This window comes from Dermacoccus sp. Ellin185, assembly GCF_000152185.1.
Classification (GTDB): domain Bacteria; phylum Actinomycetota; class Actinomycetes; order Actinomycetales; family Dermatophilaceae; genus Dermacoccus; species Dermacoccus nishinomiyaensis.
Window position 1 is genome coordinate 14,873 of record NZ_AEIQ01000098.1, and the last position, 21,029, is coordinate 35,901.

Here is a 21,029-nt window from a genome sequence, read left to right on the forward strand (position 1 = left end):
TCGGTGCACCGCTTCGAGGTGGCCTCGGCGCATGTGCCCGACTTTGGTTCCAATGTAGTCCCCGGCGCTGACAACCCCGTCATCACAAGGGTTTCGACGCCCCGAGGCGGGGAATCAGGAAGCCGCCGTCACGGCGTGACACAGCTCGAACGGGTGACGCCTCAGGCGCGCGGCACGATGAGCGCGGTCGCGATGGCCGCGATTCCCTCGCCTCGGCCCGTCAAGCCGAGCCCGTCGCTCGTCGTGCCGCTGACCGAGACGACCGCGCCGCCGAGCGCATCCGAGAGCGCGGCCTGGGCCTCGTCGCGACGCGATCCGATCTTGGGGCGGTTTCCGACGATCTGCACGGCGACGTTGCCGATCTCGTACCCGGCCTCGCGCACGAGGCGCGCCGTCTCGGCGAGCAGCGTCACGCCGCGGGCGCCGGCGAGTTCGGGGCGGTCGACGCCGAAGTGCTGCCCCAGGTCGCCCAGCCCGGCAGCCGAGAAGAGCGCGTCGCACAGGGCGTGCGAGGCGACGTCGCCGTCCGAGTGACCTTCGATGCCACGCTCCCCCGGCCATGTCAGACCTGCGAGGGACAGCTCCCGCTCGTCGTCGGCGAGCGGGTGGATGTCGACACCGATCCCGGTGCGCGGCAACGACATCGACACCGGCGACTCAGGCCGACCGGACGATGAGACGGGGTGCGTCATGACTGACCTCTCGGGTGGGTGTCGGTGACCTCGCCGGCGACGGCATCGTCCGCGGCGAGCAGGTGCTCGGCCAGCACCATGTCGAGCGGCGTCGTCACCTTGAGGGCGAGATCGTCACCGGCGACGACGACGACGTCCGCTCCTGCGAGCTCGACGAGCGCGGCGTCGTCGGTGGCGTCGGCGCCGCAGGCGTGGGCCGCGAGCAGCGCCGAGCGCCGAAAGCCCTGCGGCGTCTGGATCGCGCGCAAGGCGGCGCGTGCGGGAGTCGACGCGACGACCGTCTGTGCCTCTCGCGCCTCGACGAGCTTGATCGTGTCGACGACGGCGACGCCCGGCACGACCGCGTCAGCGCCGTCGTCGAGGGCCGCCAGCACCCGAGCCACGAGCGACGGCGGCGCGAGGCACCGCGCTGCGTCGTGGACGAGAACGGCGTCGCACGACGCATCGAGCGCGGCAAGGCCCGCCCGCACCGAGTCGCTGCGCTCCGCGCCGCCGCCGACGCGCGTGACGAGGGTGGGGTCGAACTCGGCGAGAGCCTCGTCGAAGTCGCTCTCGTGCGTCGCCGGAGTGACGACGACGACGTGCGACACGCCGCCCGCCGCGAGGATGCGGCGGACGGCGTGCGTCACGAGGGGAGCCCCCCTCAGGGTCACGAGCGCCTTGGGTCGGCCCGCCTTGAGACGGGTGCCGAGCCCGGCGGCGACGACGACGGCTCCGGCGTTCAGGACGCGAGGACCTCGTCGAGCGTGGCTTCGGCCTTGTCCTCGTTCGTGTGCTCGGCGAGCGCCAGCTCGGAGACGAGGATCTGGCGGGCCTTGGCGAGCATGCGCTTCTCGCCGGCGGACAGGCCGCGATCCTGGTCGCGGCGCCACAGGTCGCGCACGACCTCGGCGACCTTGATGACGTCACCGGAGGCAAGCTTCTCGAGATTTGCCTTGTACCGGCGCGACCAGTTGGTCGGCTCCTCGGTGTGCTCGGCGCGCAGCACCTCGAACACCTTCTCGAGGCCGGCCTTGTCGACCACGTCACGCACGCCGACGAGGTCGCAGTTCTCTGCAGGGACTTCGATGGTCAGGTCGCCCTGAGCCACGTTGAGCACGAGGTACTGCTTGTCCTCGCCCTTGATCTTGCGCACCTTGATCTCTTCGATCGTGGCGGCTCCATGGTGCGGGTAAACGACGGTCTCGCCGACTTTGAATTCCATGTGGTAATAGCCCCTTTCGCGACCCCAAGAATACCACGCAGCCGCGCCATTCCGGGCAAAACGACGGCGTCTCCAACCTCGCCACCGGTCCATAGCACACCCCGATGAGGCCCCCTCGCAGGTGCGTGCGGTGCGCGACACGCGGCGAACGGCGAAAAAGTTGTGTGTCGATTCGGTCACCTCTGCACCCGGTGCGCGCATGCGCGCGGCGGTGGCGATACTCTTGGGCACGTGACGCGACGAATCATGAACCCCCAGCGCCGCCGCGCAGGCGTGCTTCTTGCCGCCGTGACGCTCGGCGCCACCCTGACCGGCTGCGGCCAGGTCATCAACCCGTACACGACGGAGCTGCAGTACGACCCCGCTGACGGTGTCTCTGCCACGGTGGGCGACCTCAAGGCCGTCAACCTGCTCATCGTCAACGACGACAAGACGCACAAGGGTGCTCTCGAGGGCCTCGTCTACAACAAGGCGAACGAAGATCGTCAACTGACGCTCTCCGTCGCGGGCACCGACACGCAGGTCACCGTTCCCGCAGGCCAGAGCGTGCGCCTCGACGGCAAGGCGAACGGCAACGGCTCCGCCAAGGTCAGCCCCGTCGAGGTCGCCTCGATCGGCGACTCGAAGCCGGGCGACCAGATCGACATGACGCTCAAGGCCACGCCCGGCGGCTCGACGCAGGTCGCCGTCCCGGTCGTGCTCGACCAGTACCCGTACGGCTCAGCCTCGGTCGAGCACGCCGAGGACGTCGAGCCGAAGGAGGGCCACGACGTCGGCATCAGCGAATCGACCCCCGCCCCCACGGGCGAGGAGGAGAAGGGCACATCCGTCACGAGCCACTAGTGTTCGCGTCCCACGCCTGACGAAGGCCGGCATCCTGCGCGGGATGCCGGCCTTCGTCGTGCGCCGGGGGTGCGGGTGGTACGCAGGGTCCTCCGCGTCAGGCCTCGAGCTTGTAGCCGAGCCCACGCACCGTCAGGATGTGCTGTGGCAAGCCGGGGTCGGGTTCGATCTTGGCGCGCAGGCGCTTGATGTGGACGTCGAGGGTCTTGGTGTCACCGACGTAGTCGCTGCCCCAGACGCGGTCGATGAGCTGCATGCGAGTGAGGACGCGCCCCTCGTTGCGCATGAGCATCTCGAGCAGTTCGAACTCCTTGAGCGGCATCGCGACGCCCTTGCCCCCCACAGTGACGACGTGACGTTCGACGTCCATCGCCACACGCCCGACGACGAGCTCGTCGCTCTCGCCCGCCTCCGCCTCGCCGCGGCGGCGCAGAACGGCCTTGATGCGCGCGAGCAACTCGCGCCCGGAGTACGGCTTCGTCACGTAGTCGTCGGCGCCCATCTCGAGGCCGACGACCTTGTCGATCTCGCTGTCCTTCGCCGTCAGCATGATGATGGGCACGCTCGAGCGGCTGCGCAGCTCGCGGCACACGTCGACGCCCGACATGCCGGGCAGCATGACGTCGAGCAGGACGAGGTCCGCGCCGCCGCGCTCGAAGGTGTCGATGCCCTCTGGTCCGGTGGCTGCGACGAAGGCCTCGTAGCCCTCCTTCTTCAGCATGTACGCGAGCGGTTCCGAGTAGGACTCCTCGTCCTCCACGATGAGAATGCGGGTCACTGGACTTCCTTCGTCGGGGCGCCGCTCGTCGCGAGCACCGGGCGGGCTGAGCGGGTGAGGGGCGCGTCGGGGTCGGCGAGGTGGTGCTCGCGCTCGGCGCTCCAGCAGGGGAACTGCATCTCGAACGTCGAACCTACGCCCGGTTCGCTCCAGACGCGGATGCGGCCACCGTGGTTGGCGCACACGTGCTTGACGATGGCGAGCCCGAGCCCGGTTCCGCCGGTCTGACGGGAGCGTGCGGGGTCGACACGGTAGAAGCGTTCGAAGATGCGCTCCACGTCGGCCGCGGACAATCCGATCCCCTGGTCGGTGACCTGCACGGCCACATCGTCGTCGTCGGTCGTGACGACCACGGAGATCCGCGTGTCCGCCGGCGAGTAGTTGACGGCGTTGCTCACGAGGTTGCGGATGGCCGTCGCCAGCAGGTTCTCGTCGCCGAGGACGACGTGCGATTCTTCGTCGGCGCGCAGCAGCACCTCGATGTTGCGGCTCTCGGCGAGCAGCCGTGTCTCCTCCGTCGCGCGGACGGCGCACTCGCCGAGGTCGACGGGCTTGGCCGCGGCGACGGTGTCGGCGCCCTGCAGGCGCGACAGGTCGACGATCTCCTGCACGAGGTTCGCGAGGCGCACCGTCTCCGTCTTCATGCGGCCGGCGAAGCGCGCGACGGCCTCCGCGTCGTCCGCGGCGTCCTCGACGGCCTCGGCGAGCAACCGCAGCCCGCCGACGGGCGTCTTCAGCTCGTGCGAGACGTTGACGACGAAGTCGCGGCGCGTCTCCTCGATGCGACGCGCCTGCGTCCTGTCCTCGACGAGCACGACGACGAGGTCGTCGTTGAGGGGGGTGACGCGGACGCCGAGGTCGACGCGGGCGTCGTCGATCGGGCCGCGCGGCAGGTCGAGGTCGCCTTCGACGGTGCGGCGTTCGCGACGTGCGAGGCGCACGACCTGCTTCATCTCCTCGTGCCGCAGGTCGACGTCGCGCACGAGTCCGAGGGCAGAGGCGTCCTCGCTCGAGGCGACGACGCGGTCAGAACGGTCGACCAGGAGCCAACCCGAGCGCAGCAGACGCAGCAGGCGCGCGGCGTCCTGCGACAGCATGCGAGGCACGAGGTCGGTCGTCGACGCGGCAGGGGTGTCGATCAGGCTCGGCGCGGCCACGGCTGTCGCCGCGCCCCTCGTCTCCCCTTGCGGCGGTCGTTCGGGACGCCGACCGAGCGCGTATCCCCCGCCCAGGGCCAACGGGGCGGCGACGGCTGCACCGGCGGCGAGGGCGAGGAGGTCTGACACAGGGCAAGGGTACGCACACCATGACCGCGGGCGGCGCCCTGAGCGCGGGCGCCTCGCACATGTCGCCGGATGTTCACCTTCGCGCTTGTCTTCGTTCATGAGGTCATGGAAACGTCTGCTGGGAACCACCACAGGGTGGTCATCCGCCATGCCTGCACGCGCTCCACGGAGCCAGCCTGAGGAGGACGCGAATGCGCGACGCATTCCACGAGGATCTCGACAAGATCTCCGACCAGCTCGTCACGATGACGACGATGGTGGCCACCGCTCTCGAGCGCGCCACCACCGCCCTGCTCGAGGGCGATCGCACCGTCGCCGAGAGCGTCATCGCCGCCGACGACGACATCGACACGCTGCGCCGGGAGATCGACGACCTCGCCGTCGACCTGCTCGCTCGCCAGCAGCCCGTCGCAACCGACCTGCGCATGGTCGTCACGGCGATGCACATGAGCTCCGACATCGAGCGCATGGGCGACCTCGCCCGTCACATCGCGAAGGTCGCCCGCATGGCGGCCCCGAACCTCGCCATCCCCGACGACATGCGCCCGATCATCGCCGAGATGGCGGCCGTCGGTCAGCGTCTCGTCAAGGCGACCGGTGATGCGATCTCGTCCAAGAACGTCTACGCGGCCGTCGAGATCGGCCGTATCGACGACGCGATGGACGAGCTGCACAAGAAGGTCTTCACGACGCTGCTCGACAACTGGCAGCATGGCATGGAGGCCGGCGTCAACGCGACGCTGCTGTCGCGCTACTACGAGCGCTTCGGTGACCACGCCGTTGCCGTCGCCGACCGCATCGTGTACCTCGTGACGGGTCGCTACGGCAACCCGGACGAGGGCCTCTCGCGCGACGCGCGCTGAGGATCAAGCTCGTCGTCGCGGGGCTGGGGCCCGAGCTTGCGAGGCCAGCCAGCTCCAGCGTCGGCGAGCGTTGACGAAGCGCGCAAGAGGAAACGCGCACTGAGGATCAAGCTCGTCGCCGCGGGGCTGGGGCCCGAGCTTGCGAGGCCAGCCAGCTCCAGCGTCGGCGAGCGTTGACGAAGCGCGCAAGAGAAACCGCGCGCTGAGGATCAAGCTCGTCGTCGCGGGGCTGGGGTCCGAGCTTGCGAGGCCAGCCAGCTCCAGCGTCGGCGAGCGTTGACGAAGCGCGCAAAACAAAACGCGCGCGCTGGGCACCAGATCTGATGAAGCCCGCCACACCGATCGGTGTGGCGGGCTTCATCAGATGCGGGTGCTTACTTCTTGCCCTGATTGGCGACGGCGGCAGCGGCTGCGGCGGCGGCTTCGGGGTCGAGGTAGCGTCCACCCTTGGTGACGGGCTCGAAGTTGTCGTCGATTTCGTAGACGAGGGGCATGCCGGTGGGGATGTTGACGCCGACGATGTCGTCGTCACTGATGCCGTCGAGGTGCTTGACGACGGCGCGCAGCGAGTTGCCGTGCGCGGCGAGCAGCACCGTCTTGCCGTCCTGCAGGTCGGGGACGACCTCGTCGTGCCAGTAGGGCAGGAAGCGCTCGATGACGTCCTTGAGGCATTCCGTCAGCGGCGCGTCGTCACCGAGGTCGGCGTAGCGCGGGTCGGCGTCCTGGCTCCACTCGCTGCCTTTCTCGATGGGCGGCGGGGGCGTGTCGAAAGAGCGGCGCCACGTCATGAACTGCTCTTCGCCGTACGTGGCGAGCGTCTCGGCCTTGTTCTTGCCCTGGAGGGCGCCGTAGTGCCGCTCGTTGAGGCGCCAGCTGCGCTTGACCGGGATCCAGTGACGGTCGGCTGCGTCGAGTGCGAGGTTGGCCGTCATGATGGCGCGGCGCAGCAGCGACGTGTGGACGACGTCGGGCAGGATGCCGTTCTCGATGAGCAGTTCACCGCCGTGCGTGGCCTCGGCCCTGCCCTTGTCGGTGAGGGGCACGTCGACCCACCCGGTGAACAGGTTCTTGGCGTTCCAGTCGGACTCTCCGTGACGGAGCAGGATCAGCGTGTGCGTCATGCCTCCAGCCTATCGCCGACGCCCGTGTGAGGGTGGGGCGTCACAGCTCGGTGGTCGGATCTTTCGCCGTTGCCTCATCGTCCGCCTTCGCCTCGTCGTCGCGGCCGTTCTCGAGGAGGTGGCGGAAGGCGTCGAGGTTGCGCGTCGACTCGTCATGCGTGACGCGCCAGTGCCATTCTTTCTTCATCGACGACAGGAAGCCACGCGCGAGGACGTCGTTGAAGATGCCGTCGCTCGCCTCGAGCATCGCGCCGAGCAGGACGTCGAGGCCCGCCGTGTCGAGCCCCGCCAGCGGCAGTCGGCCGGTGAGGTAGACGTCGCCGGAGGAGTCGATGCCGTACGCGACGCCCGGCAGGCGCAGGTTGCGCTGCAGGAGCAGCCGGTAGACGTCCTCGTGGTTCTCGTCGGGGTTGCGCACGACGAACGCCATCGCCTTGAGCGTGCGATCCCCGACGACGAGCGAGACGACCGTCTTGAGCTTCTTCTCCCCCGGCAGCGTGACGACGAACTCGCGCTCGCGCGCCCCGAGATCCCATTCGAGGCCGGATGCCTCCAACCATTCGCGCACGAGGGTGGTGGCGGCTTCGACCAGGTCAGCGTCAGACATGACACCAACCTACGCGGCCGTCGCCGCTCGCGGCATCACCCGGTCAGGCCTTCGCACCGTCAGACCGTCGCACGCTCAGACCGTCAGACCGTCAGACCGTCACGGCACGATGGCGCTGGGTACCCCGGCGAGCGCACGGGAGGCGTCGATGTCGGAGCTCGTCTCCCGCCGGCACGCGTCCTCATAGACGGCGAGGAGCTTGTCGACGCTCGCGTCCCAGCTGTGGTGCTGAGCGTGGCGGGCGGCGCGGCGGCCCAGTTCATCGATGCGTGGCGGGTCGTCGAGCAATGCGGCGAGCTCCTGCGCCCACGTAGCCGGGTCGTGGCCGTCGACGAGGACGCCGCCGTCTCCGACGGCCGTCGGCAGCCCACCGACCGCCGCGGCCACGACGGGCGTGCCGGAGGCGGACGCCTCGATCGCGACGAGCCCGAACGACTCGCTGTGCGACGGCACCGCGACGACATCCGTCGCATGGAACCAGGTGACGAGTTCGCGCCGCGAGACGGGCGGCACGAAGTCGACGACGTCCTTGACGCCCAGCTCGCGCGCGAGCGCCTGCAGCGCGAGGGGCTTGTCGAGGCCTGAGCCCGACGGCCCGCCGACGATGACGAGTCGCAGCTTCTCGCGGCGCCACGGGGCGTCCTCGATCATGCGAGCGACGGCGCGCACGAGGACGTCGGGCGCCTTGAGCGGCTGGATGCGGCCGACGAAGAGGACGACGTCAGCGTCCTCCTCGAAGCCGAGTTCCGCTCGCGCAGCATGACGTTCGGCGACGATGTCGTCGCCCGCGCTGAACACGTCGAGGTCGACGCCGGGGGTGACGACGGTGACCCTCGCCGGGTCGGCTCCGTAGAGGTCGATGAGTTCTCGGGCCTCGCCGGGGGTGTTGGCGACGAGCGTCGTGGCCGCGTCGACGACCTGCTCCTCACCGATCTCGCGCCCCGCCGGCTCGGGAGTGTCACCCGCGGCGAGCTGACTGTTCTTGACCCGCGCCATCGTGTGCATCGTGTGGATGAGAGGCACCCGCCACCGGTCGGCCGCGAGCCACCCGACCTGGCCCGAGAGCCAGTAGTGGGAATGCACGAGGTCGTAGTACCCCTCCGGCTTCGACGCGCCGACCCGCATCATGCCGGCCGCGAACGCGCACAGCTGGCCCGGCAGATCGTCCTTGCCGAGCCCCTCGTACGGCCCGGCGGCGATGTGGTGGACGGTCACGCCGGGCGCCAGTTCGACCTGCTCACCCACGGACGCGCTCGTGCGCCGCGTGAAGATGTCGACGGCGACGCCGCGTTGCGCGAGCCGCTTCGCCGTCTCGACGACGTAGACGTTGAGGCCGCCCGCGTCACCCGTCCCCGGCTGCGACAGCGGTGAGGTGTGGACGCTCACCATGGCGACGTGCTTGACCTCGCGCTCTGGAGCCTCACCGGACGCCGAGGTGGCCGGACTCGTTCCTCCGCGCCCGTCCGACGGTGCGGCGGGGGCGCTCGGTGGCCACGCGCGGGCAGCGGCATCGTTCACGTCGGGTTCGTCCACGCCATCGGCAACGGTAGATTCGCCACGTGCATTCCCGACCCGTCGGCGCCGTCACCCGCGGCACGACCAACGCCAACCGGCTGCGCCGTCAGGACCGGTGGCTGGCGGGGCCGCAGGCCTGGCGGCTGCGCCGCTCGGAGGGCTCGCCCGTCGTCGTCGATCTCGGGTACGGGGCCTCCCCCATCACCGCCGTCGAACTGCACACGCGACTGCGCGCGGTGCGCCGTGACGTGCGCACCGTCGGCATCGAGATCGAACCGAGCCGCGTCGAGATGGGCCGCCGACTGATCGCGCGCACGCCGCTCGAGGGGTTGAGCTTCGCCCGTGGCGGTTTCGAGGTGCCGCTACCGGGCGGCGAGCGCCCTGTCATCGTGCGGGCCGCGAACGTGCTGCGTCAGTACGACGAGAGCGAGGTGGCCGGCGCCTGGGCGCACGTGCTCGAGCGGTTGGCGCCGGGCGGGCTGCTGCTCGACGGCACGTGTGACGAGCTGGGGCGCCGTTCGACGTGGGTGGCGCTCGAGGCGAGCGGGCCCGTCAGCCTCACGCTCTCCTACCGCCTCACAGGCCTCGCCGACCCCGCGGACATCGCCCCGAGGCTCGTCAAGGCCCTCATCCACCGCAACGTGCCCGGCGAGCGCATCCATGACTTTCTCGCTGCACTGTCGCACCACTGGACGCTCAGTGCGCCGCTGGCGCCGCACGGGGCTCGTCAGCGGTTCATCGCGACGGCCCGCGCGATGCGGGCGTCGGGCTGGCCGCTGCTCGACGACGTCCACCGCTGGCGCCTCGGCGAGATCACCGTCGCCTGGGCAGCCGTGGCACCCGCGGACGACGGCGCCCGCATCACTCGTCGTTGAGCGTCGCGACGAACAACCTCGCGCCCCGCTCACCGGTGACGCGCGCCGGTGGGTCGCCCGCCGGCCACCACGCGCACTCCAGGGGCCCGAGCACCAGACGCTCGTCGGCGCACTCGACGCTGACGGGCGCATCGAGCGCGAGCAGGAGACCGGGCGCGCCGTGGGCGGGCACGTCAAGGGGCTCACTCTGAGGTCGAAGCTCCCACAGCGCGAAGTGCGGCACCTCGGAGTGGTATCGCGCCATCCCGGGCTGCGGACGCCGGGGTTCGTCCGCCGTCACGGGCGTCGACACGTCGACGATGGCGAGCAGTTCGGCGACGTCGACCTTCTTCGGCGTCAACCCGCCGCGGACGACGTTGTCCGAGTTCGCGAGGATCTCGACGCTCGTGCCGCGGACGAAGGAATGCAGGACGCCAGCGCCGATGAAGTAGCTGCGCCCGGGCGTCATGAGGTGGTGCTGCATCGTGAGCAGGACGACGACGCCGATGTCGCCCGGAAACTGCTCGTGCACGGTGAGGACCGTGCGCAGGGCGCGCGCCTCGGCGTCGTCCTCGATCGTCTTGACGACGCTCTCGAGCGCCGCGACGACCTCCTGCACGAACGGGCCCTGACGCTCCGTCTCGAGCGTGAGGATCATGCTGAGCAGCGCGTGCTCGGGACGCTCGGTGCCGCGCGCGGCGTCGATCATCGCCTCGAGGCTCACGAGGCCGAGCGCGCGGAGGCGCTCCTGCACCTGCGCGAAGGGCAACGAGCCGGCGAACGCCTCGCTCTCGACGAGGGGGATCCACGCCTCGGGCTTCGGCCACGCATCGGAGTAGGTGCCCTCCGGCGCCGACGCCGCGCGGCTCGCGTCCGGGTGCGCCTGGATCGACAGGGCCTTGTCGGCCGCGAGGATCTTGAGCAGGAACGGCAGACGGTCGCCGAAACGCTCACGCGAGCGGGCACCGAGATGGTGGGCGTGGTCGCTCGCAATGTGCTCGTCGAGGCCGCAGCGACGTCCCCCCTGATCGAACGTGCCCGGCCCCGCTTCGTGAGCCCCCACCCACAGCTCGGCCTCGGGTTCCTCGCTCGGCGCGCGCCCGGCGAGGCTTGCCAACGCCTCACGCGAACCCCACGCGTAATCCTTGATGAACGGCTCGAACTTCAGCACGGCGCCCCCTCCCCCACTGCACCCATGACGGGCGTCATCGTATGTCGTCGGCGGGGTCGTCGAAGAACTCCCCCACGACCTTCCGCACCCGCGCGCGGTGCCCCCACAGCAGCCCGTGCTCGTCGAAGACCTCGAGACGCGCGTTCGGCAGATGTTGTGCGAGACGCTCGGCCGAGCTCACCGGGTGCACCTCGTCGCCGCGCTGGGCGAGGATGAGCACGGGCAGCTCGAGGCCGCGCAGCGCCTCGACGTCGGCGACCGGGACGGCGTGTGGCATGTCGCGCAACGCCTCGGCCATGCCGGGGCGCAGGAACACCTCGGTCTGCTGATCGACCCAGGCCTGCGCCGCGTCACTTCCACGCGCCGACGCCGGCAGCTCGCGCTCCAGCTGGGCACGGATCGTGGCGGCGTCGCCGTCACGCGAGGCCTGCGCCATCGCCTCGTAGCGCACGAGGCCCGCGCTGTTGCGCGGCGAGTCGACGACGGCGGGGATCACGAGGACGACCCGCTCGAAGCGTCGTGGGTCGCGCAGCAGGACGCGCAGGATCGAACCGGCACCCATCGAAACACCCAGCGCCCGCGTCGCCGCGACATGGTCGCTGACGGCCAGGAGTTCGTCGGCGGTGTGGTCGTAGTCCCACCCGTCGAACGCCGGCGCCGAGCGGCCGTGCGAACGGAAGTGGAAGAAGACGCGCGTGCCCGAGACGCCCGAGGCGTACGGACGCGTCGAGGGGATGGAGGCGCCCATGCCGTGCGCGAACACCGTCACCGGCTCCCCGCGACCGGAGCGCACCATCTCGAGCGGGCCGCTCGGGCCGTCGACGAACTCAGCAGCCACCGCGGATCACCAGGGGCCGTACGGGCCGTTGGAATTCGGCTTGTTCGGTCGGACGATGGGTCGGACGTCGGCGAGGAACACCCCGGCGGCGACGATGCCGATGATGCCCGGCAGGCTGACGGGCCGCAGCAGCGAGATGAAACCGAGCAGGACGGCGACCGCCGTGATCGCCAACCACGCGGGCTTCGAGAGCTTGCCGTGCACCTGATACATGATCGCCGAACCGCGCGCGGCCTCGATGAGTGCGAAGATCTCGACGCCGAGCACGATGACGCCCAACGCCACCATCGCGTACGCCTGGATCTGAGAGATGACCTCCATGCCTCCAGCCTAGGCGAGAGGTCCGACAACCCGCGCCGGACGGGGCGTTCTCGAGGTGGCGGCCGGGGACGTCGCCCTCACACTTCGACGACGACGGTGAACGGCCCGTCGTTGACGAGGCTCACACGCATGTCAGCGCCGAAGCGGCCCGTCGCCACGCGCAACCCCTCGCCGCGCAGCGCCGCCACGACGGCGTCGACGAGCGGTTCCGCGACCTCACCCGGCGCAGCCGCTCCCCACGACGGGCGCCGACCCTTGCGCGTGTCGCCGTACACCGTGAACTGGCTGACGACGAGCAGGCGGGTGCACGCCTCACCTGTCTCGAGGTCGCCGGCGTGCAGGTCGCTGACGCTGACCTCCCCGGGCATGATGCGCAACCCGGCGATCTTGCGCGCCATCGCCGCGACCTGGGCGCCGCCGTCGTCATGGGTGGCGCCGAGCAGGACGACGAGACCCGGCGCGTCGAGTCGGCCGACGACCTCGCCCGCGACGCTGACGCTCCCCTCGAGCGCTCGCTGCAGGACGGCCCTCATCGGTGCGCCGCGGCGAGCGAACCCGTCGTCGGCTCCGGCAGCACGGCCGTGACAGCGCCCACGGGCTCACCGTGGCCGAGGATCGGTGCCGACGCGAGATCGTCCAGCACCGGCGCGTCCACCCCCATCGCCCGCAGGATCGCCGCAGCCACGACGGGGCGCGCGCGCTGGGAGCCGTCGGCGATCTTGACGCTGACGCCGCGTCCGTCGGCGAGGCCGATCGCGTAGACGGCCTCCGCCCCGTCCTTCGCGATGAGGCCATCGACGCCCTCGACGAGTTTCGTGACGTCGCGGCGTGTGCCCCCGAGGTAGCGCGGCGCGGCGCGCATCGCATCGGCCACCCGCGCCTCTGCGTTGCCGGGCGCCGCCGCGGCAAGTCGCCCGAAGGCACGCGCCAGCCCGTCCATGCTCAGCGTCATGACGGGAGCACCACAACCGTCCACGCCAGTCGCCTCGACGGTGTCGTCGGCGATCTGCTCGAGCGTGGTGGCCATGAGTCGCTGCAGCGGGTGGTCGACGTCGCGGTAGGTCGTCGTGTCCCAGCCGTTGACGACGCACGTCGCGAGCATGCCGGCGTGCTTGCCGGAGCAGTTCTGGGCCAGCGACTCGGGCTCGCGGCCCTCACGCAGCCACTGGCGACGATCGACGTCGTCGTACGGCAGGTCGGGGGTGTTCTGCAGGTCCTCGACGCTCAGGCCGTGCCGTTCGAGGATGCTGCGCACCCCCTCGAGGTGGAAGCGCTCACCCGAGTGGCTCGAGCACACGAGCGCGAGCAGCTGCGGCGGCAGATCGAGGCCGGCACGCACCATCGCGAGCGCCTGCAACGGTTTGTTCGACGAGCGAGGGTAGATGACGACGTCCGGCTCGCCCCACGCGGCCTGAACGGCCCCCTTGGCAGTGGTGACGCACGCGAGCGCACGGTGGACGGACTCGACGAAACCCGAGCGGTCGACGCGGGCCATGACCGGCGCCCCGGCGAGCCTCGCGATGATCTGATCAGCGGTGGGCGAACTCATGCTCCGACCTTACGGGCTGGCGCGGGCATGACGAAGGCCCGTCACTCCCCCAGGGAGCGACGGGCCTTCGTCTGCGACTAGCCGAGGCTAGATGCGGTCAACCTCAGTGGTTGTCCTTGACGTCGCGAACCTTGTCCTTGGCCTTGTCGGCGAAGGAGCGGTCGTCACCGTCGCGGACGCCGTCGGTGCCACGCGTGCCCTCGACGCCGTTCTCGACGCGGACCTCTTCGTGACCGACCTCCGCCTGGACGCGCTGCGTCTCCTGGACCTGGTCGACGTCGAGGCCGACGCGCTCGGTGGCGACGGTCTCCTTGTCGACGACCGGGCGCTCCTCGTGCAGCGTCACCGTCTGCGTCTCCTCGCCGAGCTGGACGTTGCCGTCGACGCGCTCGTTGACGGGCTCACGGGTCACGTGAACCTCTTCGCGGGTGACGGGGACGTCGACCTGCTGCTGCTCGGTGACGACGTACTTGCGCAGGCGAGCCTTGCCGGCCTCGCGACGCTCCTTGGCGACGTTGAGGCGCTCCTCGTGAAGAACGACGCCGTTCTCGTCGCGCTCAAGGTTGCGCTCGTCACGCTCGACGCGACGCTCGTCGTGCTCTTCCTTGCGGAACTCGTGGTCGGCGCGAGCCTCGTCGACGCGACCCTCCACACGGTCCTTGGCGTCGTGGTCGTGGTGACCGGCGGCGTAACCGGCGGTTCCGGCCGTGCCGGCGGCAGCGGCGTCGCGGCCGTCGAAGTCACGACGGTCACCGTCGTGCGTCGTGCCACCGTTCGATAGGCCGTAGTAGCGGTAGAGCGCCTCTTCCTGCTCGACGTCGAGGTGCTTGTCAGCGTCCTGACGCGGGGCGTCCTTGATCTTGGCCTTCGTGTAGGGGAGGTGCAGGTCCTCACCCTCCACGCGGGCGCCCTCGAGCGGGACGAAGGACTCGGAGGTACCGAACAGGCCCGTGTTGACCGTGACCCAGGCGGGCTGGCTCGTCTGGTCGTCCAGGTAGACCTCGCCGACCGAACCGATCTTGTCGCCGTCGCTGTCGTAGGCCTTGCCGGATCGGGTGGCCAGAACGTCGTCAACGGAAAGCATTTTCGTTCTCCTTCGTGATGGCGGATGCACGCCGATCCGACCGGATTCGCATCCGTCCAGGTCGCCGTGCGGCTTGGCATAACCCGATCATTTTTCCTGGCCGCTGTCACCACCCCCGGCCGCGAAAGGGGTCTGGACAGGATGCAACCTGGGGGTCTCCTCCGCGTCACCCGCCCCTCGGATCTCACCCGTGGGAGTGGACCCCGACACGCTTCAGGGCCGTTTTGCGGCCTCATAGGGGTGACAGCTCCACCCCTATGGCCAATACAGACAACCGCTACCCATCGGTTTTGTGACATGAATCACATTTTTTGCATCCCGTCCCGGTAGACTCATCTGAGACCCTGCACGGTCAGGACCCCTTGACCCCGCCCCGAGCATCAGGCCGCGAACACTCAGGGCGCGACGATGACGGTCTGCGCGGCGGCCACCCCGCCGATCAGCAGCGGCGCGTCGGCTGGGGTTGAACGCTTGAGCACGACGAGGCCGATCGGCCCGTCGATGTGGTGACGCGCCACTGACGTCAGCCGACCCGCAGCACGGGGGGCTCCGGGCACCATGACCTCGGCGCCGACCTCGGGCAGCGTGTGGTCGCTGCCGTCGAGATGGACGAACGCCAACCGCCGCGGCGGGCGACCCAGGTTGTGGACGCGGGCGACGGTCTCCTGCCCCCGGTAGCACCCCTTCTGCAGATGCACGGCGCTGCGCAGCCAGTCGAGCTCGTGCGGAATGGTCCGGTGGTCGACCTCGAGCAGCCCGTCGGGTCGCCAGGCCGCGACGCGCAGCGCCTCCGCGGCCCACAGGCCCGCCGGCTGAGCCTCGGCGAAGACCGCCTCGAACCGCTCGCGCGGCACGATGAGTTCGCGCCACCGACGCTCCGAACCAGGGTGCTGCGCGCTCGGACCGTACGCCGCGCTCACGGGGCCGAGCGCCGGCCACGGGTCACGCCAGGCGATGACGCCGGTCTCACGCACCTGCTCGGGGGTCGACTCCTCGTCGTTCACCTCACCGATGACTGCGTGTTCGTCGGAGACGTCTGCCACCTCGACGCGCAGCATGAACTGCATGCGTCGCAGCCATGCGGCCAATTCGGCGCTGCGACCGGGATCGGTCGTCAGCCACGTCGCCTCGCCGTCGTCGACGACGTGCAGGGCGAACTCGACGTGCCCGTGCGGGCTGAGCACGAGCGTCTCCGTCGAGGTGAACGGCGCCAGGTCGGCGAGGTGCTGCGTCGTCATCGAGTGCAGCCAGGAGAGGCGGTCGGGGCCGGCGACCCGCACGACGCCGCGGGCCGACAGGTCGACGTGAGCCCGGCCCTGCTCGAGCGCACGCTGCTCGGCGACCGGGTTGCCGTAGTGGGCGGGCACCGACGCCCAGACGCCGTCGGCCGCCACGGCGCCGGGCAGGTCGAGGGACGGCGAGCGGTCGCCCGCGTGGGCCGCCTCATGCTGCGACGCGGGGGCGTTCGTCGTCGCGCCGGCATGGGCGGCGTCGACGGTGTCCGGATTCGTGGCCCGGTCCGCGTCCGAGACCTCAGGGGGCAGGGGCTGCATATCATTCACCGCACCACCGTACGCGCGGGTCCGCGCGGCTCCCAGGTGAGCCTCGGTCGGCCCACCTATGCTGGGGCCATGTCAGACGAGACCTCGATGCCGCACGCCGACGACGCGCCCGGCACCCCGGGCCCTTCGCCCCACGACGGCACGAGCGCGACGGGCGAGACGAGCGACGGTGCCAGCTCCCGCGCGACGAAGGCCCCCGGCCGGCGACGGAGGCGTAGCAAGCTGCGTGTCCTGCTCTACACGCTGCTCGCGCTGCTGCTCATCGTCGCCCTCGTCATCGGCGGGTTCTTCCTGTACCTCAAGTACGTGTTCGACTCGAACGTCTCGCGCGAGAAGCTCCTGCCGAGCTCGAACGTGACGCGAGACGCCGCGGCCGGGGACGCCCAGAACATCCTGTTGCTCGGCTCGGACAGCCGTAACACGAGCCTGCGTGACGGAAGCCGTTCCGACGTCATCCAGCTCGTCCACATCAGCAACGACCGCAAGCAGGTCTCCGTCGTGCACTTCCCGCGCGACTACTACGTCGACATCCCAGGCCACGGCAAGAACAAGATCAACGCCGCCTACGCGTACGGCGGCCCGACCCTGCTCATCCAGACGATCGAGAAGGCGACGAACGTCCACATCGATCACGTCGCGCAGATCGGGTTCAAGGGCTTCGAGAAGCTCACCGACGACATGGGCGGCGTCGACATCTACGTGCCGCAGGCCTTCGACGAGAAGGGATACGGCAGCTGGTCCAAGGGCATGAACCACATGAACGGCACCCAGGCCCGCCACTACGTCCAGGAGCGTCACCAGCTCAAGAACGGCGACATCGACCGTGGCAAGAACCAGCAGGCCTGGATTCTCGCCATGTTCAAGAAGGCCAAGACCCAGGGCGTCCTGACCAACCCGGTGACCATCACCAAGCTCGTCGGCGACATCTCCGACAACCTGGCCGTCGACGACGGATTCACCTCTGGGTACATGACGAGCCTCGCCTACAGCCTGCGCGACCTCGACACGCAGAACATCACCTTCTACACGGCGCCGTACACCGGTTTCGGCAACGAGGGCGCCGCAGGATCGGTCGACTACGTCGATGAGGCAGGCCTCGAGAAGCTGAGCGACGGCCTGCGCAAGGACGACATGTCCGGCGTCCCGAACGGGCGCGTGGGCGCTGCGAGCTGAGGCCCAGGACGCGGAAAGCCCCTGCGCGCGGCTCGATCGAGAGGCACGTCACCGGATAGCCTGGTGCCGTGCCTTTCGAACTTGATGTCAACATGCCCATCGAACTCGCCCCCCTCGCCTGGCTCGTCGGCCGCTGGGAGGGCGCCGGTGTCATCGGCTACCCCGGCATGGAGTCGGCCAACTTCGGCCAGGAACTCGTCGTCAGCCACGACGAGCGCCCCTTCCTCGAGTGGCACTCGCGCATGTGGAAGCTCGACGAGCAGGGCAACAAGACGGACGCCATCGACACGGAGTTCGGCTACTGGCGCCCGCTGGAGAACAACGAGGTCGAGTTCATGGTGACGCACCCGAGCGGCATCGTGGAGATGTACTACGGCAACACCTCCCCCGCGAAGATCGAACTGCGCACCGACGGCGTCATCCGCTCGCCGCAGGCGCCCGAGTACACGGCCGGCGCGCGCATGCTCGGCTACGTCAACTCCAACCTCATGTGGGCCTACGACGCGGCGCTCAACGGCAAACCGCTGCAGAGCTACGCCTCGGCCGAGCTCAAGCGCGTCGACTGACGTTCTGCGCTCCTGCCTGACGCGCCGGTGGGCGCCGCCTCCCTCACCGGGTGCGGCGCCCATCGGCGTCCGGGGTGGTTCGAGCGGCAAGTGCCGACGAGCCGGTGCGGAAAACCGGGCTTGCGGGCGCTCAGACGAGACGCGCCACCGCGACGGGCACGAGGCCACAGACGAGGACGCACGCACACCCCGCGGCGAGCTGCGCCCGCGTGTGGGCGGACGTCGCGAGCGTCACCGTCGTACGCAGGCACGCCCACGACAACAGGCCCGCCGCGCCACCAGCCAGGGCGGCCGACGCGACCGATGCGCCCGCGATGACGGCGCCGCACCCGGCGATCGCGCCGAGCACGCACTGCGCCGCACCCAGTTCGAGGCGCCGTGACGTCGCCCCCGCCACGCCGTCGAGGACGCTGCCGACGAGCGTCGCGAGGCCTGTGGCGAGCATGAGGTGACGCGTCTGCGACGAGTCGGCGGCATCGATGAAGTAGGCGCCGGCCCCGAGCACGCCGAGGCCGAGCGCCGTCCCGGCGAGCGTCATGACGAGGCGCGGACGCCCGTCCTGGCGCAGCAGTTGGTGCAGGAAGCTCGCGATGAGACCGACACACAGGACGGCACCGGCCCACCGCGTGCGGTCTCCGACATCGCTGGCGAGCATCGTGACGGCCAGGGCGGCGGCGGTGCCCACGAGCACCGACGAGGTACCGCGCGGGCTCGGCAGATCGACGAGGCGTGGCCACCCACAAGCGAGCCCACACCCGAGTACCACGAAGACGAGCGCGATCAGCGTCACCGGCGCGAAGGACGCCGCGCAGATCGCGGCGGACGCAACAGCTCCGGCGCACGCGCCGGAGGCGCGCATCGACGGCGTCGGTGGTTTGGCGGAGGTCACGCGCCCATCCTCGCATCCCGCGCGCCGGTGCTCATCCCCTGACGGCTCATCCCCCGACGAACGGGGGCAGCACCTCGACGACGTCTGACGGCTCGAACGAGGCGTCATCGGCGAGGCGACGGCCGCCGTGCAGCAGGCTGCAGCGTGCGAGCACGGCCTCGATGTCGGGGTGGGCCCGCATGATGAGCGCGCGTACGTCGCGGCCGGTGAGCTCGGGGTTCTGGCGCGCCTCACCCACCGCGAGCGGCAGGTTCTCCTCGTCGCACCCGGCGGCCTGCGCCGCACCCGCCCAGTAGCGCACCCGCACATTCGGGCGAGCGTCTACGTCTGTCGTCATCCGATGTTCCATCCTTCGACCATGCTCCGGCAGCCTCTCCACGCTAACCGTAGTCTTGACGCGTGGCGCACCTCCTGCTTCTGACGACGGCTCGCGGCGCGAGCGTCGAGGTGCTTCCTGCTCTGGGGCTGCTGAGCCACCGGGTGCGCGTGAGCACGCCCGACCCGGAGCGGCTCGCCGCTCCGCTCGACGCCGACGTCGTCATCGTCGACGCGCGCACCGACCTCGTCGCGATGCGCGGCGTCACCCGCATGGTCGAGGCCGCGTGGCCGGGTACGCCCGTCCTCGCCATCTTCACCGAGGGCGGCCTCGTCGCACTGACCCCCGAGTGGTTGATCAGCGACGTGGTCCTCGATGTCGCGGGCCCCGCCGAGGTCGACGCCCGCATCCGTCTGGCTCTGGCCCGCGCCGGTTCGCAGCCCGACGAGGCGAACACGCAGATCACCGCCGGCGACCTCGTCATCGACGAGGAGTCGTACTCGGCGCGGGTGCGTGGGCGGTCGCTCGACCTCACCTACAAGGAGTTCGAGCTGCTCAAGCACCTCGCGCAGCACCCGGGGCGGGTCTTCACCCGCGCGCAGCTGCTGCAAGAGGTCTGGGGCTACGACTACTACGGCGGCACGCGTACCGTCGACGTCCACGTGCGACGGTTGCGGGCCAAGCTCGGAGCCGAGCACGAGACGTCGATCGGCACGGTCCGCAACGTCGGGTACCGCTTCGTCGATGGTGGCGTGAACGGCGCGTGACGCTTCCGTGCGGGCCGACGCGAGCAGCGCTCCCGGCGCGATCTTGGCTTCTGCATCTCCCGTCGTTCCGCGGTTGTCACCCGTGCGCGCTAGCGTGAACGCCATGAAGATCGACGCACAGAACCTCGACGTCCACCCGGCCCGCCCCGACGAGGTCGACGCCGTGCTGGCGCTCGCGCGCTCCGCGGCGAAGAGCGACGGTGTGGCTGCCCTCAACGAGGAGTCGCTGTTCGCGCTGGAGCGCCTCGCGCCACCGGCCCGCGTCCTCGTCGCCTCCCGGGAGGGCTCACCGGTCGGCGTGCTCGTCGACGCGCAGTCAGATGCAAGCGGATGCGATCTCGTGACGGCGCCCGACGCCCGCCGCGCGGGTGTCGCACGGGCTCTGCTCGTGGCCCTGGACGAGTCCAGGAGCGATACTGCGACGCCCGTACGCCTTTGGGCCCACGGCGATCTGCCCGCTGCCCAGGCGTTCGCTGCGAGCCTCGGTGCGCGCAAGGCGCGCGAGCTGTGGCGCATGACGCGTCCGCTCACCGCCGACGAGACGTTCGACGTCGCACTCCCCGCGGGTCTGGTCGCGCGCGGTTACGACGGCAGCGAGCGCGAGGCGCAGGCCTGGGTCGATCTCAACGCGCGCGCCTTCGCGCATCACCCCGAACAGGGGCGTATGACGCTCGCCGACTTCCGCGAGCGCGAGGCGCAGGAGTGGTTCGACCCGGCGGGTCTGATCCTCGTGTGGGACGAGGCGAGCGGAGAGCTCGTCGCCTCGCACTGGACGAAGCACGAGCCGGGCGACGAGGCCGGCGAGGTGTACGTCGTCGCGGTCGCACCCGAGTGGCAAGGACGAGGCATCGCCGGGCCGCTCACTGCCCTCGGCCTGGCTCACCTGCGTGACGCGGGGGCGAGCAGCGTCGAGCTCTACGTCGAGGGCGACAACGAACCGGCCAAGGCCACCTACACGCGGCGTGGGTTCGTCCGTGCTGCTCACGACGTGATGTACGTCCACACGCCTGCCCGGGCGATGTGAAGATAG

24 protein-coding genes are annotated in these 21,029 nt (G+C 70.3%); 7 read left to right on the forward strand and 17 right to left on the reverse strand.

From position 1 onward, the window contains the following. Positions 1-161: 161 nt before the first annotated feature. The 3 genes from ispF to HMPREF0321_RS10925 are packed head-to-tail and all read right to left on the reverse strand — an operon-like array spanning position 162 to position 1,896. The gene (gene ispF / locus HMPREF0321_RS10915) at positions 162-692 is read right to left on the reverse strand and encodes a 2-C-methyl-D-erythritol 2,4-cyclodiphosphate synthase (protein WP_006946445.1); all 531 of its coding nucleotides are present in this window, start codon (positions 690-692) and stop codon (positions 162-164) included. Beyond that, a complete protein-coding gene (gene ispD / locus HMPREF0321_RS10920) occupies positions 689-1,417 on the reverse strand; it encodes a 2-C-methyl-D-erythritol 4-phosphate cytidylyltransferase (protein WP_050786570.1) in 729 nt (242 codons plus the stop codon). The genes ispF and ispD overlap by 4 nt, the downstream gene beginning before the upstream one ends. Then, positions 1,414-1,896, reverse strand: coding sequence for a CarD family transcriptional regulator (locus HMPREF0321_RS10925; protein ID WP_006946459.1), 483 nt, complete (start codon positions 1,894-1,896; stop codon positions 1,414-1,416). The genes ispD and HMPREF0321_RS10925 overlap by 4 nt, the downstream gene beginning before the upstream one ends. A 231-nt stretch (positions 1,897-2,127) precedes the next feature. On the opposite strand from HMPREF0321_RS10925, the gene HMPREF0321_RS10930 reads away from it, so the two are divergent. Continuing rightward, a complete protein-coding gene (locus HMPREF0321_RS10930; RefSeq protein ID WP_006946420.1) occupies positions 2,128-2,739 on the forward strand; it encodes a hypothetical protein in 612 nt (203 codons plus the stop codon). A 97-nt stretch (positions 2,740-2,836) separates the two neighbouring features. Here HMPREF0321_RS10930 and HMPREF0321_RS10935 read toward each other — a convergent pair whose 3' ends face one another. Together HMPREF0321_RS10935 and HMPREF0321_RS10940 are read right to left on the reverse strand one after the other, a co-directional pair. Further along, entirely contained in the window at positions 2,837-3,517 is a 681-nt protein-coding gene (locus tag HMPREF0321_RS10935; protein ID WP_006946427.1) for a response regulator transcription factor, read from the reverse strand. Then, entirely contained in the window at positions 3,514-4,803 is a 1,290-nt protein-coding gene (locus HMPREF0321_RS10940) for a cell wall metabolism sensor histidine kinase WalK (RefSeq protein ID WP_136788821.1), read from the reverse strand. Before HMPREF0321_RS10940 ends, HMPREF0321_RS10935 begins: the two co-directional genes overlap by 4 nt. Before the next feature lie 191 nt (positions 4,804-4,994). On the opposite strand from HMPREF0321_RS10940, the gene phoU reads away from it, so the two are divergent. Continuing rightward, entirely contained in the window at positions 4,995-5,666 is a 672-nt protein-coding gene (gene phoU / locus HMPREF0321_RS10945; protein ID WP_006946467.1) for a phosphate signaling complex protein PhoU, read from the forward strand. Positions 5,667-6,040: 374 nt separating this feature from the next. Here the strand turns inward: phoU and HMPREF0321_RS10950 are convergent, their stop codons facing one another. The 3 genes from HMPREF0321_RS10950 to mshA form a co-directional block, all read right to left on the reverse strand. Continuing rightward, positions 6,041-6,787: a phosphoglyceromutase gene (locus tag HMPREF0321_RS10950; protein WP_006946478.1), complete on the reverse strand. Its 747-nt coding sequence runs from the start codon at positions 6,785-6,787 to the stop codon at positions 6,041-6,043. 40 nt (positions 6,788-6,827) lie between these two features. Continuing rightward, complete coding sequence (locus tag HMPREF0321_RS10955; protein ID WP_006946446.1) at positions 6,828-7,394, reverse strand: YbjN domain-containing protein; 567 nt, start codon at positions 7,392-7,394, stop codon at positions 6,828-6,830. A gap of 99 nt (positions 7,395-7,493) precedes the next feature. Beyond that, entirely contained in the window at positions 7,494-8,927 is a 1,434-nt protein-coding gene (gene mshA, locus HMPREF0321_RS10960; protein ID WP_006946407.1) for a D-inositol-3-phosphate glycosyltransferase, read from the reverse strand. A gap of 26 nt (positions 8,928-8,953) precedes the next feature. Between mshA and HMPREF0321_RS10965 the strand changes: the two genes are divergently transcribed. Beyond that, entirely contained in the window at positions 8,954-9,784 is an 831-nt protein-coding gene (locus HMPREF0321_RS10965) for a hypothetical protein (RefSeq protein WP_006946424.1), read from the forward strand. Here HMPREF0321_RS10965 and manA read toward each other — a convergent pair. From manA to HMPREF0321_RS11000, 7 genes are all read right to left on the reverse strand, one after another. Further along, positions 9,771-10,934, reverse strand: coding sequence for a mannose-6-phosphate isomerase, class I (gene manA / locus HMPREF0321_RS10970; protein ID WP_006946419.1), 1,164 nt, complete (start codon positions 10,932-10,934; stop codon positions 9,771-9,773). The genes HMPREF0321_RS10965 and manA overlap by 14 nt on opposite strands. A 34-nt stretch (positions 10,935-10,968) precedes the next feature. Next, positions 10,969-11,772, reverse strand: coding sequence for an alpha/beta fold hydrolase (locus HMPREF0321_RS16125; RefSeq protein WP_006946454.1), 804 nt, complete (start codon positions 11,770-11,772; stop codon positions 10,969-10,971). Positions 11,773-11,778: 6 nt separating this feature from the next. Next, a complete protein-coding gene (locus HMPREF0321_RS10980) occupies positions 11,779-12,093 on the reverse strand; it encodes a DUF2516 family protein (protein WP_006946484.1) in 315 nt (104 codons plus the stop codon). A gap of 77 nt (positions 12,094-12,170) precedes the next feature. After that, positions 12,171-12,626, reverse strand: a complete 456-nt coding sequence (gene dtd / locus HMPREF0321_RS10985) for a D-aminoacyl-tRNA deacylase (protein WP_006946430.1) — start codon at positions 12,624-12,626, stop codon at positions 12,171-12,173. Next, positions 12,623-13,642: an asparaginase gene (locus HMPREF0321_RS10990; protein ID WP_006946416.1), complete on the reverse strand. Its 1,020-nt coding sequence runs from the start codon at positions 13,640-13,642 to the stop codon at positions 12,623-12,625. The genes dtd and HMPREF0321_RS10990 overlap by 4 nt, the downstream gene beginning before the upstream one ends. Positions 13,643-13,745: 103 nt before the next feature. After that, on the reverse strand, positions 13,746-14,726 hold the full coding sequence (locus tag HMPREF0321_RS10995; RefSeq protein WP_006946411.1) for a DUF2382 domain-containing protein: 981 nt from the start codon (positions 14,724-14,726) through the stop codon (positions 13,746-13,748). A 395-nt stretch (positions 14,727-15,121) separates the two neighbouring features. Further along, a complete protein-coding gene (locus tag HMPREF0321_RS11000; RefSeq protein WP_006946447.1) occupies positions 15,122-16,279 on the reverse strand; it encodes a folate-binding protein YgfZ in 1,158 nt (385 codons plus the stop codon). 78 nt (positions 16,280-16,357) lie between these two features. Here HMPREF0321_RS11000 and HMPREF0321_RS16130 point away from each other — a divergent pair, with 78 nt between their 5' ends. Together HMPREF0321_RS16130 and HMPREF0321_RS11010 are read left to right on the forward strand one after the other, a co-directional pair. Then, positions 16,358-17,461 (forward strand): LCP family protein, encoded by a 1,104-nt coding sequence (locus HMPREF0321_RS16130; protein ID WP_050786567.1) that lies wholly within the window; start codon positions 16,358-16,360, stop codon positions 17,459-17,461. 68 nt (positions 17,462-17,529) lie between these two features. Next, a complete protein-coding gene (locus tag HMPREF0321_RS11010) occupies positions 17,530-18,027 on the forward strand; it encodes an FABP family protein (RefSeq protein WP_006946469.1) in 498 nt (165 codons plus the stop codon). Between the two features lie 130 nt (positions 18,028-18,157). Here the strand turns inward: HMPREF0321_RS11010 and HMPREF0321_RS11015 are convergent, their stop codons facing one another. Both HMPREF0321_RS11015 and HMPREF0321_RS11020 read right to left on the reverse strand, forming a co-directional pair. Then, on the reverse strand, positions 18,158-18,916 hold the full coding sequence (locus HMPREF0321_RS11015) for a hypothetical protein (RefSeq protein ID WP_006946477.1): 759 nt from the start codon (positions 18,914-18,916) through the stop codon (positions 18,158-18,160). Positions 18,917-18,962: 46 nt separating this feature from the next. Further along, positions 18,963-19,253, reverse strand: a complete 291-nt coding sequence (locus HMPREF0321_RS11020; protein ID WP_006946448.1) for a hypothetical protein — start codon at positions 19,251-19,253, stop codon at positions 18,963-18,965. Between the two features lie 62 nt (positions 19,254-19,315). On the opposite strand from HMPREF0321_RS11020, the gene HMPREF0321_RS11025 reads away from it, so the two are divergent. Both HMPREF0321_RS11025 and mshD read left to right on the forward strand, forming a co-directional pair. Further along, a complete protein-coding gene (locus HMPREF0321_RS11025; protein WP_006946497.1) occupies positions 19,316-19,999 on the forward strand; it encodes a response regulator transcription factor in 684 nt (227 codons plus the stop codon). Positions 20,000-20,102: 103 nt separating this feature from the next. Beyond that, positions 20,103-21,023 carry a mycothiol synthase gene (gene mshD, locus HMPREF0321_RS11030; RefSeq protein WP_040014911.1) on the forward strand — a complete coding sequence of 307 codons (921 nt, stop codon included), beginning with the start codon at positions 20,103-20,105 and terminating at the stop codon, positions 21,021-21,023. The last annotated feature ends 6 nt before the right edge of the window (positions 21,024-21,029 follow it).